Annotated in this window: 13 protein-coding genes; 6 read left to right on the top strand and 7 right to left on the bottom strand. The window is 59.7% G+C overall.

What is annotated here, in order from left to right; all coding sequences use genetic code 11:
- The gene (aroB, locus tag R3D51_05635; protein ID MEZ5898957.1) at nt 1–1149 is read right to left on the bottom strand and encodes a 3-dehydroquinate synthase; all 1149 of its coding nucleotides are present in this window, start codon (nt 1147–1149) and stop codon (nt 1–3) included.
- Between the two features lie 8 nt (nt 1150–1157).
- Nucleotides 1158–1784 (bottom strand): shikimate kinase, encoded by a 627-nt coding sequence (locus R3D51_05630; protein ID MEZ5898956.1) that lies wholly within the window; start codon nt 1782–1784, stop codon nt 1158–1160.
- A 243-nt stretch (nt 1785–2027) separates the two neighbouring features.
- Here R3D51_05630 and R3D51_05625 point away from each other — a divergent pair, with 243 nt between their 5' ends.
- The 4 genes from R3D51_05625 (at nt 2028) to R3D51_05610 (ending at nt 5714) form a co-directional block, all read left to right on the top strand.
- On the top strand, nt 2028–2171 hold the full coding sequence (locus R3D51_05625; protein MEZ5898955.1) for a hypothetical protein: 144 nt from the start codon (nt 2028–2030) through the stop codon (nt 2169–2171).
- Between the two features lie 16 nt (nt 2172–2187).
- Complete coding sequence (locus tag R3D51_05620) at nt 2188–3981, top strand: hypothetical protein (GenBank protein MEZ5898954.1); 1794 nt, start codon at nt 2188–2190, stop codon at nt 3979–3981.
- A gap of 7 nt (nt 3982–3988) precedes the next feature.
- Nucleotides 3989–4987, top strand: a complete 999-nt coding sequence (locus R3D51_05615) for a site-specific tyrosine recombinase XerD (GenBank protein ID MEZ5898953.1) — start codon at nt 3989–3991, stop codon at nt 4985–4987.
- 67 nt (nt 4988–5054) lie between these two features.
- Nucleotides 5055–5714, top strand: coding sequence for a pyridoxamine 5'-phosphate oxidase family protein (locus tag R3D51_05610; protein ID MEZ5898952.1), 660 nt, complete (start codon nt 5055–5057; stop codon nt 5712–5714).
- A gap of 28 nt (nt 5715–5742) precedes the next feature.
- Here the strand turns inward: R3D51_05610 and R3D51_05605 are convergent, their stop codons facing one another.
- On the bottom strand, nt 5743–6138 hold the full coding sequence (locus R3D51_05605) for a DUF962 domain-containing protein (GenBank protein ID MEZ5898951.1): 396 nt from the start codon (nt 6136–6138) through the stop codon (nt 5743–5745).
- Nucleotides 6139–6318: 180 nt separating this feature from the next.
- Here R3D51_05605 and R3D51_05600 point away from each other — a divergent pair, with 180 nt between their 5' ends.
- The gene (locus R3D51_05600) at nt 6319–6810 is read left to right on the top strand and encodes a DUF4112 domain-containing protein (protein ID MEZ5898950.1); all 492 of its coding nucleotides are present in this window, start codon (nt 6319–6321) and stop codon (nt 6808–6810) included.
- A 151-nt stretch (nt 6811–6961) separates the two neighbouring features.
- Nucleotides 6962–7246 (top strand): hypothetical protein, encoded by a 285-nt coding sequence (locus R3D51_05595; protein MEZ5898949.1) that lies wholly within the window; start codon nt 6962–6964, stop codon nt 7244–7246.
- A 58-nt stretch (nt 7247–7304) separates the two neighbouring features.
- Here the strand turns inward: R3D51_05595 and gyrB are convergent, their stop codons facing one another.
- From gyrB to dnaA, 4 genes are all read right to left on the bottom strand, one after another.
- Nucleotides 7305–9758, bottom strand: a complete 2454-nt coding sequence (gene gyrB / locus R3D51_05590; GenBank protein MEZ5898948.1) for a DNA topoisomerase (ATP-hydrolyzing) subunit B — start codon at nt 9756–9758, stop codon at nt 7305–7307.
- 151 nt (nt 9759–9909) lie between these two features.
- Nucleotides 9910–11076 carry a DNA replication/repair protein RecF gene (gene recF / locus R3D51_05585; protein ID MEZ5898947.1) on the bottom strand — a complete coding sequence of 389 codons (1167 nt, stop codon included), beginning with the start codon at nt 11074–11076 and terminating at the stop codon, nt 9910–9912.
- A gap of 93 nt (nt 11077–11169) precedes the next feature.
- A complete protein-coding gene (gene dnaN, locus R3D51_05580) occupies nt 11170–12288 on the bottom strand; it encodes a DNA polymerase III subunit beta (protein MEZ5898946.1) in 1119 nt (372 codons plus the stop codon).
- A gap of 286 nt (nt 12289–12574) precedes the next feature.
- Nucleotides 12575–14077 carry a chromosomal replication initiator protein DnaA gene (gene dnaA / locus R3D51_05575; protein ID MEZ5898945.1) on the bottom strand — a complete coding sequence of 501 codons (1503 nt, stop codon included), beginning with the start codon at nt 14075–14077 and terminating at the stop codon, nt 12575–12577.
- Nucleotides 14078–14196: the final 119 nt, after the last annotated feature.

The following is a 14196-nucleotide window of genomic DNA, read 5'->3' as shown; positions in this document are numbered from 1 at the left end:
TCAGCCGGCAATTTCACGTTCCAGAAAATCTCGCACACTCTGCGGGGGAACGTCGTGCGCAATGAACGCCTCGCCGATGCCGCGCACCAATATGAATGTCAGTTGCCCTTGGCGGACTTTCTTGTCCTGGCCCATAAGCCGCAACAGTTCGCCTGCATCGGCCTTTCCGCCGGGAATGTCCGAAATCTTTGTTGGTAGCCCCACCGCCTTCAAATGGCGCGCAACACGCTCGGCACTGCCTTTTGGACACAACCCCTGCTCTTCGGAAAAGCGAAAGGCTTGCGCCATACCGATGGCAACGCCTTCGCCATGCAGCAGCCGGTCGGAATAGCTGGTCCAGGCTTCCAAAGCGTGGCCGAACGTATGACCGAGGTTGAGAAGCGCGCGGTCTCCTGTTTCCGTCTCGTCGCGTGCCACGATCGCCGCCTTGGCCTTGACGCTGGTTTCGACCGCATGTGCGAGCGGCGGACCGCCGTTCGCAAACACGCCGCGCCAGTTTTGTTCAAGCCAGCCGAAGAAGGTGGCGTCGCCGAGGAGGCCGTACTTGGCAACTTCCGCGTAGCCTGCACGCATCTCGCGCACCGGCAGCGTGGTCAGCACGTCGGTATCCGCGATGACCAGAGACGGCTGATGGAAGACACCGACCAGATTCTTGCCCTGCGGCGTATTGATCCCGGTCTTACCGCCAACGGAGGAATCCACCTGAGCAAGAAGGGATGTCGGAATCTGCACGAACCGGATACCGCGGCGCAGAATGCCCGCTGCAAATCCCGCCAGGTCGCCAATCACACCGCCGCCGAACGGCACGACGATGTCACCGCGCTCAAGCCCCATTTCGAGCAGCCGCTCACACAAGGGCGCAAGCTCTCGAAAACTCTTGGTCGCCTCGCCCGGTTTCAGGACGACGCTTTGCGCAGCAAGTCCAGCGCTGGCCAAGCTGCGTTCGAGAGCGGCCAGATGATGATGCGCGACGTTCTCGTCCGTCACGATCCCGCATTTCACTTTCCCCAAGCGTCCAGCGATGAGATTGCCCGCTTGGGCCAGCAATCCTGGACCTATGAGAACGTCGTAGGCGCGTTCTCCCAGCTCTACGCCGACTTTGCGGTTGGCGGATTGGTCAAGTTCCGTATCGGAGGACGTGAGTGTCATCTTGTCATTCAACCTTGAGAGGCGTCGGGCGGTTGATCTGCGGCGGAAACCGACACGCAGTCTTTAGCTTGATCCGCGTTTTCAATGTGCGCAGTAAGCTTGTCTATCAATTCTGTCACAATAAGCTCGTGCGGCTCGTCGCGGCTTTCAACCACGATGTCGGCCAGAGCATAGACCGGATAGCGGGCATCCATCAGCTTGCGCATGGTCGCTTCCGGGTTGGGGGTCTTGAGCAGCGGCCGCGTATCGCGCTTGGAAACACGGCGCATCAGAACGCACAGATCGGCCTTAAGCCAAACGGAAATACCGCTGGCTGCAATGGCCTGACGTGTCTCTGGGTGCATGTAAGCTCCGCCACCCGTCGCCAATATCTGGGGACCCTGCGTTAGCAGCCGGCAAATGACCTTACGCTCGCGGTCCCTGAAGAATTCCTCGCCGTGGTCAGCGAAAATTTCGCTGATCGACTTAGCCGCCACAGTCTCTATTTCCTCGTCGGCATCGACGAAGGGTAGGCCAAGCCGGGCGGCTAATCGCTTGCCAATGGATGACTTTCCACAGCCCATCAGCCCCACCAGCACGACGCTGCGTGACCCAAGTCTGCGCTTTAAATCTGCAACGGCGTCGATGTTGTTCATGTGGCGGTGCCAGATCAGATCCGAATCAGGGTTAGATGCGGAACGCTCCGCGTGCACGCCTGACCGGCTGGGAACACCTCATGCCATGATCTCAATAGGCCTGCAAATCATGCAGGTTGTCGTTGTTTCGACAAGTTGCGCCAAACGATTGAAAGACGATATTTTTGCCGCGTTGACCGCGTCTGGGGTCATATTCGCGCCACTTGGCCCTCCGATATGGTCACTGAGGGGATTTACCAGACTATGCCTAGTCTTTTTCGCTTTCTGTTCGTGGTGTGCACTATCGCCGGCGTGTTCTTTGGCGGCTTGTATGTGCTCGCGACCAAGTATGAACCTGAGCAGCAACTCATCAGCAAGCCGGTTCCAGGCGTAAAGATCCGGCGCTAGGAGCGTCCCCGAGGCCATGATCCCATTTGCGAGCCCGAAAAACCGGCGCCGTTCAAACAAGGCGGCACTCGTCACGCTGGCTGCCGTACTCTTGCTGACATCCACCACAATTAACGTTTCCACAGGTCATGCGGGCGCCAAGAAAGATGACGCCTACCGACCGCCGGAGGGCTCCGGTTCGACGTTGCGTGTCCCGGGTAGCGCACCCGCAACGGCCGTGTTGCACGACAGCCTCGGACCGGCAGTAGAGAGCAGCGAGCTTGCTCCTGTGATGGCGGGCGATGGCTCCGCGCTGCCCTACGAGCTTTGGCGCGGCGTCGACATTGCGGGCTTTGAAAAGCTCATCAGTGAAATCGAGATCCCGCCACGCTCGCCTGCTTTGCACGGTCTCTGGAAGCGCCTGATCACCTCCAACGTGACACCTCCGGCCGGGCAGACGGGCGACGCCAAGTTCACCGCTTTAAGGCTCGAAGCACTCTATCGTTCAGGGCTTGTCAGTGAAGCGACGGCAGAGCTTGCCAATGCTTCGCCGAATGATCCGGTCGTCGCACTGTTCGCGGCTCGCAACGCGCTCGCCAATGCAGATCGCAACAAGGCGTGCGCGCTTTCCCAGCACGTTGTCGGGCTTAAAGCCGACACTCCGAAAGTCGTCATCGCGCAGGCCGCGCTTCTGAACGGCTATTGCGCGGCGGTCTCCGGCGATACCGCAGGCGCTGGATTGGCCGCCGAGTTGGCACGAGAAGCAGGGCTACAACAAACGCCGGGACTCGCCGCTCTGGACGCAATTTCCATTGGCGTCAAACCCGCCGCAAAGATCGAAGGCCGCCTCGGCCTCATCGATTATAGGCTGCTCGAAGCCGCAGGCGCGCCTCCTTCGGCCTCCGATCTCGATAAAGCCGAGCCCGCACTTCTCGTCGCCTTGACCAACGATAGTGCCAGTCCGCCCGATCTCAGGCTTGCCGCGGCGGAAGCAGGTGCAAAGCTCAACGGCGTACCACCGGATGCGCTTGCCGCCATCTACAGTGCATTGGGTACACCCCAGCACGTGGAAGCGTTGTTGTCTGGATCAGGTGGACTCACTGGTGCGGCGCGCCGTGCAGCCTTGTTCAAGGCCGCCGAAGGCGAACGCACACCAATGAAGAAGACCAGGCTCATCCGCGCGCTCGTCGACGACGCACGCACCGATGGGCTCACATTTCCGGTCATGACGATGCTGGCCCGGACCACGGCACAAGTTCCGGTCCAACCCGAGCTATCCTGGTTCACAGAAACGGCTGCTGAAATCGGACTTGTCTCAGGAAACTACAAGATGACTTACGATTGGGTTGCCCTTTCTCAAACCGCCAGCCCTGACGGCGCCGGCTACACCCACTGGCTGGCGCTCGCCGACATCGCCGGGGCTAACATCGAGCCACAAGGTCAACATCTGAGCGAGCTTGAAGTCCTGGCGCGGCATTCGCGCTTTGCGCCCGATGCGCTCAACCGGCTCGCCACTGTACTCGATGCACTCCAGTACATGGTACCCATTCCGTTGTGGGAAATTTCAAGCCGCTCGCCGCAACCAACTACCGGCTACCTACCTGAAACCGGGGTCCTGTCGGAATTGCGTGATGCTGCCAAGAAGAAGGAATTTGGCCATACGGTCCTGCGTGCCATGAAGGCTCTCGGACCTACGGGAGCGGAAGGTGCAAACATGATTGCACTCGGCGACAGCATTCGAGCCTTGAAACGCGCAGGGCTTGAGTCCGATGCCCGTCGTCTGGGCTTTGAGGCTCTGTTTGCCAACTGGCCGCGCACTGCAATCAACTGAGATCGCGATGGGCCAAGACCGCAACATTGACGAAACTGACAATCGCGCTGCTGCGGTTCCCGAGACCGCCCAAGGGGGCGACGCGCTACTGCTCAAGTCCTTCCTGGCGATGCTGGCAGCCGAACGCGGAGCCGCCGACAACACCATCGCCGCTTACGAGCGCGACCTGTGGGATTTCTGCGCCTTCGTCGAAAAGCAAACTTCCACGCTCGATGCTGTGACCTCGCGGACGATCCAGTCCTACATCCAGCATCTTTCGCAAGACGGCCTGTCTCCAGCCTCACGCGCGCGTCGCCTATCGGCGATCCGCCAGCTCTACAAATTTCTCGTCAGCGAAAACGCGATCGATACGGATCCCTCGGAAGGCATTTCCGGACCCAAAAGGGTACGGCCGTTGCCAACTGTACTGAGTATCGCTGATGTCGATCGTTTGATTGCAGCGGCCCACGCGCGTGTCGCGGGTCAGGAGGGCCACGCGCTCTTTCGAGCTTTGCGTCTGTGCTGCCTGCTTGAGCTTCTTTACGCTACCGGTATGCGCGTGACCGAATTGGTTTCTCTGCCGCGTAGCGTTCTGCGTGGCGATCCGCGCGTGCTCACCATCAAGGGTAAGGGTGGCCGCGAGCGCCTGGTACCGCTGAACCCGTCGGCACGCATGGCGCTTGACCAGTATCTTGCCGTCTCTGGCCGCCACGATAACTCACGCTGGCTATTTGCCTCCAAGTCAGCAGAAGGCCACGTCACACGGCAAGGCTTTGCGCTTGACCTGAAAGAACTGGCGGAGGAAGCGGGGATCGACCCAGAGCGCGTGTCGCCGCATGTCTTGCGTCACGCCTTTGCAAGCCATTTGCTCGATCGCGGCGCCGACTTGCGCGCAGTGCAGCAATTGCTCGGTCATGCCGACATCTCGACCACCGAAATCTACACGCACGTTCTGCAAGAGCGGCTGAAGAAACTCGTCAACGATCACCATCCCTTGGCCAAACGTGGCGACACTACTAAAAGCTGATGCGCACGTTTGCCGCAGCCCCTATAGTCCGCCGCAAAATACGTCTGGCGAAGGGGAGCAAACGCATATGAGCCGTCTATACGGAGAGAAGCATCGCGAGCTGCAAGATGTGTTCGATAGCCGTAAGCTCGCAGACCGCGTCGAAGAGATCGTGGTGCGGCCCGATATCGACGACATGGGCAAGGCCTTCATCGAAAGCCGGGACATGTTCTTTCTGTCTACAGTCGATCACAACGGTCGCCCAACCGTGTCCTACAAAGGCGGCACGCCGGGCTTCGTGAAGGTCATCGATCCGACAACAATTGCGTTCCCGAACTACGACGGCAACGGCATGTATCTGTCGATGGGCAACATCGCCGGAAATTCCGAGATCGGCTGTCTGTTCATTGATTTCGAGCGACCCTTCCGCACCCGCCTCCAAGGCCGGGCGGAATTGGTGAGGGAAGGCCCGCTGATGTCGCTGTTCAAGGAAGCCGAAATGGTCGTCAAGGTCGCCGTCAGCGAGACCTGGATGAACTGCCCCCGCTACATTCACCGCTATCAAAAGGTGGAACGCTCGCGCTATGCCCCGGGCGTGGAGGCCGAGACACCGTTCTGCGAGTGGAAGCGGATCGATCTCATGCAAGACACGCTTCGGCCCGCTGAGGTAGCAAAGGTGGCCGAGTTAGGCACCGTGACCATAGACGACTGGATCGGCAAGGTAGTAGCTGGTGACAAGGGCGCTTAGCGCCCTCACCCCACATCGAAGCGCAGCCTTACTTTTGAACCGGGACGGTACGACGCGCCGTCCGGCTTGAGATTTTGCGAGCCGCAAGCTCCTTGTCGAGTTTGCCGTCGAGCCACAGCGCAAACATCTTCAAATCGGCGCGGAGTGACCACCAAGGATATGTCAACGTAGCGGGCTTGTTGTGCTCGATGGCGGCATGTGAAAGCCATGCTGGGCCGTAGGATCCTGCCAACGCACTCACCAGAAAGCCGCGCCGTCGCGTCACCGCGTACGCCGCCAAACTCCCAATGGCAACCGCCGTGCCGAAGATGTGCATCTGGCGCGTTTTGTCATCGCTATGCTCGCCAAGGTAATACGGCCAGAACTCTTCGAAGGTTTTGATCTCAGACGCATCCTGCTTCGACTGCGCCACGTTCCGATCCATAAAATGCCTCCTGTGCAAAGCAGTGCGAAAGCTGCCAGCCGGCAGCACGGATACGCGTGTGCGATAGTTCTCAACGCATGTACCGTTTTTGAAGTTCCCGGCGCGTGCACTTGTCTTCTCTGCGAAATCTCCCATCTCAAGCCTCACGGGTGCTTTCACTGCCCGACTGTTTCAGAGAGGATGACACGATTGCACGCTGCTCACGCGACCGACCGTTTCAGCCGCCCGCGCGAACACGTCTCAAAAGCCTCGCCCATGCCGCAGCATGACGATGTTCAAGCGACGCTCGCGCGGCTTGAGGCTCTCGCCACAGTCATGGATAGCGCAGTGCGTATTCCCGGGACCGCCATTGTCATGGGTCTTGATGCGCTGCTCGGCCTTCTGCCTGTCATTGGCGACGCCATATCGGGCGCCATTGGCAGCTATTTGATATGGGAGGCTCGTCGGCTGGGCGCGTCGCGCTTCGTGATCGCTCGCATGGCGACCAACACCACGATCGACACCGTGCTCGGAAGCATACCGATTGTCGGCGACATGTTCGACCTCGCGTTCAAATCCAACCGGAAGAACATTGCCCTTTTAAGGGCCCATTTGGAGAAACATGGCGCACGCCCCCCCGCGCGCAACGACAAGGTGATCGAGGCGACCTTCAGCGCAGAGACCGTTGGCTGAGTGTGCGCCGCACACTGCGATTTGCAGCGTTTTGATAATCCTAACGCAGCTCAAACCTTACAATCGCAAGCCGGTTTAACTAGATTAAAGGCAGACGGAGGTCCCGGCATGCTCGGCCACGCCTGAGCGCCAATCCAGGAGTCTTAGAGAAATGACAATCGGAAGAATGCAAACAGCTAAGGGGTTCGCAACGATGTTCGCCATCGCCGCGATGCCCCTCTTTGCCGCGCTCGGCGCCGGCCAAGCCCAAGCCTACGAAGACAATGACGAACAAGCGCTTCGTCTGCGTGACACGGTTGCAGATCCCAGCGTTCCGTTAGCATGGGACCGCCGATATCACCCGGAAACGTGGCGCTATAAGAGCTACAAGAGCTCGTGCGGAAAGAAGCGTTACTGGAACGGCTACAAGTGCGTGCTGAAGCGCCGCTACCGTTAAATGCCAGATCTCAGAATAGAAGCGGCCGCCTTTTTGTTTGCTTCGGCTCGCCAAGCAATCAGACGTCGAGGTTGGACACGTTAAGCGCGTTGTCCTGAATGAACTCACGACGAGGCTCTACCACATCGCCCATGAGCTTGGAGAAGATCTCGTCGGCCTCGGAAAGGTCGCCGACTTTGACCTGAAGCAGCGTGCGTACCTCAGGATCGAGCGTCGTTTCCCACAGCTGGTCCGGGTTCATCTCGCCCAGCCCTTTGTAGCGTTGCAGCTCAAGGCCCTTGCGGCCGTGCTCATAAACAGCGTCGAGCAACGAGCGCGGTCCGCTGATGATATCTACTTTCTCCTTGCGCCTGAGCTTCGCCGGCGTCCCGTAGACTTCCCACAAATGCCCCTGGCGCTCATGCAGACGGCGCGCGTCCTGTGAACCAAGCAGGTTGCGGTCGATGGTGTGGACCTCTGTCACGCCGCGCACTTCGCGCTTGAATACGTAACCGTCGTTACCGTAGCGGCCTTCCCAACCCGTTTCCATTTCCTCGGCGATCGCATCGAGCCGATTGGCGATGCGCTCGGCGATTGCGTTGGCCTTCTCGGCATTTGGCGTCGCAAGAATGCTTGAATCGAAGATGCCGCCGATCGCCCCCTGCTCAACAACAGAACGATTGTAACGCGAGTGCAGACCGTTGATCGCACCCGTGATCGCACGAGCTTGATCGAGAATGTCACGCAAGTCGCGCCCAGCCCGTTCGGTACCTTCGCCCGTCACCAGCACGGCATCGTTGATGCCCGTATCGATCAAATAGTCCTCCAGCGCGCGCTGGTCTTTCAGATACTGGTGCTGTTTGCCCTTCTGCACTTTATAGAGCGGAGGCTGGGCGATGTAGACGTGACCTTTATCGACCAAATCCGGCATCTGGCGATAGAAAAACGTCAACAGCAGCGTGCGAATGTGTGCACCGTCGACGTCGGCGTCCGTCATGATGATGATCTTGTGATAGCGCAGTTTATCGAGCTTGAACTCGTCGCGACCGATGCCTGTGCCGAGCGCTCCAATGATGTTCGTTACCTGCTCGGACGAGAGCATCTTGTCGGTGCGCGCGCGCTCCACGTTGAGGATCTTACCTCGGATCGGAAGCACGGCCTGGAATTCACGTTTGCGACCCTGCTTGGCGGAGCCGCCGGCCGAATCGCCCTCAACGATAAAGAGTTCCGTCTTCGAAGCATCGCGATCCTGGCATTCGGCAAGACCACCCGGCAGGCGAAGACCGTCAAGCGCGCCCTTGCGACGTGTCAGTTCGCGAGCCTTGCGGGCGGCCTCACGGGCGAGTGCTGCATCCACGATCTTGCCAACGATAATCTTGGCTTCCTTCGGGTGCTCCTCGAACCATGCGCCCAGTTGATCGCCAATGGCGGTTTCGACCACCGGCTTCACCTCGGAGGACACGAGTTTGTCCTTCGTCTGCGAGGAGAACTTGGGATCGGGCACTTTGACCGACAGCACACACGTCAAGCCCTCGCGCGCGTCGTCGCCCGAAAGGTTCACCTTCTCCTTCTTCGCGATGCCGCTCTCTTCCGCGTATTTGTTGACGATACGTGTCAGTGCAGCGCGGAAACCGGCCAAGTGCGTACCGCCGTCACGCTGCGGAATGTTGTTGGTGAAGGCCAACACCGTCTCGTGATAGCTGTCGTTCCACCACAGCGCGACCTCGACGCCGATGCCGTCCTTTTCGGAGCGGATCATGATCGGCTCAGGGATGAGTGCCGACTTGGAGCGGTCCAAAAAGCGTACAAATGCGCTCGTTCCACCTTCGTAGAGGAATTCTTCGCGCTTGATGTCTGCATGGCGCGCATCGGTCAGAACGATCTTGGCGCCGGAGTTCAAGAACGCCAGTTCGCGCAGGCGATGCTCCAACGTTCCATAGTCGAACTCGGTGACGTTATGGAACGTTTCAAGCGAGGGAAGGAAAGAAACCTCCGTGCCGCGCTCGTCGGCAGCGTCGCCAACGACCTTCAACGGCGCAATCGCTACGCCGTTGTTGAACTCGATCTGATGCTCTTTGCCGTGACGCCAGATCCGGCACTTCAGCCAGCTCGACAGCGCGTTCACCACCGACACGCCGACGCCGTGGAGACCACCGGAAACCTTGTAGGAATTCTGGTCGAACTTGCCGCCCGCGTGAAGCTCGGTGAAAACGATCTCGGCGGCCGAGCGCTTGGGATCGTTGTCGTCATCCTGCTTGATGCCGACCGGAATCCCGCGGCCATCGTCGCGCACGGTACATGACCCATCAGAGTTGAGCGTCACCTGACAGCTCTGCGCATGACCTGCGAGAACCTCGTCGATGGCATTATCGACGACCTCGTAGATCATGTGATGCAGGCCCGATCCGTCATCGGTATCACCGATGTACATGCCCGGACGCTTACGCACGGCGTCGAGGCCTTTCAGCATCTTGATGCTGTCCTCGCCGTAATCTTCCGGCATCGGAGTCTTCCTAGCGCTCTGGGGGCTCATCAATGGACCTGTAGTGGGTGGAAATTGGTTGTCTGATATATAGCACGAACCGCCCGCACTTGCGTCAAAAAACCGTCATTTCCGCGGAGCTAAGTACTTGGTGTTTCTTTTTGAAATTCAATAATTTGCGTGCGGCCGATTGCCGCCCACCTCAAGCAGCTTCAGCCGGCCTCAGCCCCGTCTCGTCGACGGCCCAGAACTGAGCCCTTCCGTGCAGGTCCTCAAAGGCTGAAATGTCGGTTCCCGTCATCCAGGCTTGCGCTTTCAGCCGCAAAATTTCGTCAAACAACGCCGCCCGCCGATGCCGGTCGAGATGCGCTGTGATTTCATCAAGCAGCAGAATGGGCGCTGCCCCTTCCTGGCGCGCCGTAAGCAATTCCGCATGGGCCAGCACAAGACCGATCAATAAAGCTTTTTGCTCGCCCGTGGAGCACAAACGCGCTGCGATCTGCTTGGGCCCGTGGACAACCGCAAGATCGGAGCGATGCGGCCCCTCCAACGTCCGCCCTGCCGCGCGATCGCGCTCGCGCATCCCGCGAAGCGCGCGCGCATAAGCGTTCTCGGCTTCAAGCGCCGGCATGGCGGCCAAGTCGTCCTCGATGCGGCCTTCGATAGCAAGTCCACTCCAGGGAAATGCGGAGTCCGGATCGCGCGCGCGGCGTTCGGCTATAATGCGCGCCATGGCCGCCACTGCTTCGAGACGCGCGGCCGCCACTGCAACGCCGGTCTCGGCCATTACCAGCTCGAACCCGGACAGCTGGGCATCGTCGCGCACGCCGTCGGAAAGCAGGCGATTACGCGAGGTCATCGCGCGCTCGAAGCGACCTGCCAGGGTCCGATAGGCAGGGTCGAAACATAAAATCAAGCGATCGAGAAAGCGACGGCGCTCCGTTCCCGAGCCGGTGAACAAACCGTCCATCGCGGGCGTCAGCCAGACGATCTCCAGATAATCGGCGAGCGCACCGGAGCCCGACTGCTGCACACCGTCGATGCGCACGATCCGGCCGCGCTCCGATCCGCCCGCACCCGGCTGCAATCCCGTCCCAATGTCTGCCGGCCCGTTCAAGGTGTGCACCCGTGCAGCGACCGCAAAGCCGCCGTCACCTGCTGCACGCGGGATCTCGTTGAACGGGGCGCGGCGCAATCCCTGCCCCGGCGCCAGCAACGAAAGCGCCTCAAGGAGATTGGTTTTGCCTGAGCCGTTCGCGCCTGCGATCACCTGAGGACGCAGCGTTGCTTCGAGCGTGACCGCGCTATAGCTGCGATAATTCGTAAGGCTCAGCCGCTCGACCCAAAGGCTGTTGGAATCACTCGTCATGGCCGCAACCTAGCGCACGAAAGGTCCGCGCGACATCGCACGTTGCTGCGGCTGACCAAGAGCCCTTTGAGCGCGCCGACGCCTTCAACGGCGTCAGACGCGCATCGGCATAAGTACGTAAAGCGCGCCTTCCGAGCCGGTATCCTTCACCATCGTCGGCGAACCGGGATCGGCGAGCAGGAAGCGAGCTTCCTCGCCTTCCAGCTGGCCCGCGATATCGAGCAGATAGCGCGCGTTAAAGCCGATCTCCAACGGGGATGCAGCGTATACCACCGCAATCTCTTCGGTGGCGCTGCCGCCTTCAGGATTGTTCACCGACAAAATCAGCTTGTCCTTATCGAGATTGAGCTTGACCGCTCGGCCGCGCTCGCTCGCAATCGTCGATACGCGATCGACCGCACTCTGAAATGCTGCGTTGTCGACCTTCAGTTCTTTGTCGTTGTTGTGTGGGATAACGCGCCCGTAGTCAGGGAACGTGCCATCGATCAGCTTGGAGGTCAGCACCACGTTCGCGATCTCAAAGCGTACTTTGGATTGCGACACGCCAACTTTCACCTTGGCGCTTGCGTCTTCTAGAAGTCGCGAAAGCTCATGGACCGTCTTGCGCGGAATGATGACACCCGGCATACCCTCCGCGCCCGCTGGCGACGGAAGCTCGACTTGCGCAAGGCGATGGCCATCGGTTGCAACCGCGCGCAGCGTCTTGGTCTTTCCAGTTTCGGCGGTGTGAAAATAGATGCCGTTGAGATAGTAGCGGGTCTCTTCCGTCGAGATGGCAAAGCGCGTTTTTTCGATCAGCCTTTTGAGGTCGGCTGCATCGATGATGAACTCGTGCCCAATCTCACCGACCGCTAGGTCGGGGAAGTCCTCAGCCGACAGCGTCTGCAACGAAAACCGCGAATGACCCGAGGTCAGCGTCAAGCGCTCCTTATCACCATCGCGCTTCATCTCGATCTCGGCGCCTTCGGGCAGCTTGCGCACAATGTCATGGAGCATATGTGCCGGCACAGTCAGCGTACCGCCTTGCGAAACCTTGGCGTCGACGCTTTCTGATACTTCGCGCTCCAGATCCGTCGCCCTGAACTGCAAGCTCGAACCAGACGCTTTCAGCATGACATTGGAGAGAATGGGAATGGTGGTCCGGCGTTCCACAACGCTCGTTACGTGGCTCAGCGCCTTCAGCAGTTCTCCGCGTTCGATCTCGAGACGCATGGGGCTCCCCGGTCTTTTGTTGTGAGGCACGCGCATGACTTCGGCTCGTTTGCCGCCACGCCAGTCGCGCTTAGAGGATATTATAATTTGTGCCGCGCGCGCTCGTTAGCTGAATCGCTCGCGGAAGAGCGTGATGAGAGCCGAACAACGGGGATAATTCAAGCAAAGAACACGTCGCAAGGCCGTCAAATAGCCCAGAAAAAGCGGTTTGCAGCAATAAAATGGGCCGAAGACGCACCCAAGGCGCATCTCCGGCCCACCCAACGGCCAGCTACCCCGCTGCCGGTCAGTGGTTAAGGAGCTTCTTGAGCTCTTCAAGTTCGTCGCGCAGGCGCGGATTGTCTGTAATCTCGCCCTCAATCTTACGAATGGCGTGGAGCACCGTCGTGTGGTCGCGGTTGCCGAACCGGCGGCCTATCTCCGGCAGCGAACGCGCGGTCAGCTGCTTGGCCAGATACATGCCGATCTGGCGCGGCCATACCACCGAGCGATGACGGCGCTGCGAGAGCAGATCGCCCTTCGAGACCCCATAGTGGCGCGAGATAATGCGCAGGATGTCCTCGATCTTGGGGCGGCGCGGTTCCAGGCTCTGCACCAGATCGCGGATCACCGATTCAGCGATATCGAGCGAGATCGGCGTGCGCATGTACTGCCACGTCGCATAAAGACGGGTCACCGCGCCTTCAAGCTCACGGCCGTTTTCGGTCAGGCGCGTTGCCAGCAGATCCAAGACCTCGCTCGACAACGTGAAGGAGGGATCGGAAGCGCGTTTTTCAGCAAGCCGCTTCTCCAGCACCTTCAGGCGCAGCTCATGGTCGAACGGACCAAGCTCTGTGACCAGACCACGCTGCAGACGAGAGCGCATACGCTCATTCAGGCGGTCGATGTGATTGGGCGCACGAGCCGACGCCACCACCACCTGGCGCCCGCCATCGAGCAGAGCGTTGATGATGTGATCGAATTCCTGCTCGGTCTTCTCGCCATGGAGGAACTCCAAATCGTCGATCAGGAGCAGATTGACGTTACGGAACTTCTCCTTGAACGCCAACGGATCGGAAGAACGCAGCGCTTCGACGAACTGATAGCGGAAACGTTCGGCCGTAAGATAAAGGACCTGGGCCTGCGGCGCGCGGCGCTTCACTTCCCAAGCAATTGCGTGCAGCAGATGGGTCTTACCAAGACCGACCGATGAGTGGATGTAGAGCGGGTTGAAGCCCGGCTGATCCGAAAGAACCGTCTCGGCGACCTGCGTGGCGCCAGCGTGCGACATGCGGTTGGACGAACCAATGACGAAGCTTTCAAACGTGTATCGCGGATCGAGCGGCGAACCCTCAAGCCCACCGGCAGACGTGCGCACGGTCGCGGGAATGGCCGGACGGATCAGCGGAGCCGGTGCCGTCTTGACGGCTTGATCGCTCGACTGGCCGAGAGACTGTGGAACCTTCGCTGCGTCGGCGGCGTCGGCCTGCTGGGCGCCATCACCCTGACGGACGACAGCGGCACCGGGCTGGCGCCAAATCACCTCGACGCGCTCTGCGTTGGCAAATTCGCTCCGACAAGCTGCCAGAAGCTGCTCAGAATAATGCGCCTGGATCCAGGTGCGCAGGAATTTCACCGGCACCGATACCTTGACGACTCTGCCATCGAAACCATCAAACTCCATGGCGTTGAACCAGCTGGAGTAAATGTCCTCGCCAAGCTGCGCTCTGAGCATTGCACGCACCTTGGCCCCTCGTCCCTCAGCGCCTTGCGAAGCTTCCGCCTCGATGGTTTTCTTGATCGGCTGCATTTGTAGTTTCCCCGCTATACTAGCTAAATCTTGAATTCCGTACTCTGCTCCAAGCGCACAGCGCTGCAGCATCGGCCTCAATGGCCGGGCCCTCTTGCCTTCTTCAGCAGTGCCCCCCT

This window comes from Hyphomicrobiaceae bacterium (assembly GCA_041397645.1).
GTDB lineage: Bacteria > Pseudomonadota > Alphaproteobacteria > Rhizobiales > Hyphomicrobiaceae > Hyphomicrobium_B.
This window is presented reverse-complemented; position numbering and strand designations above follow the sequence as displayed.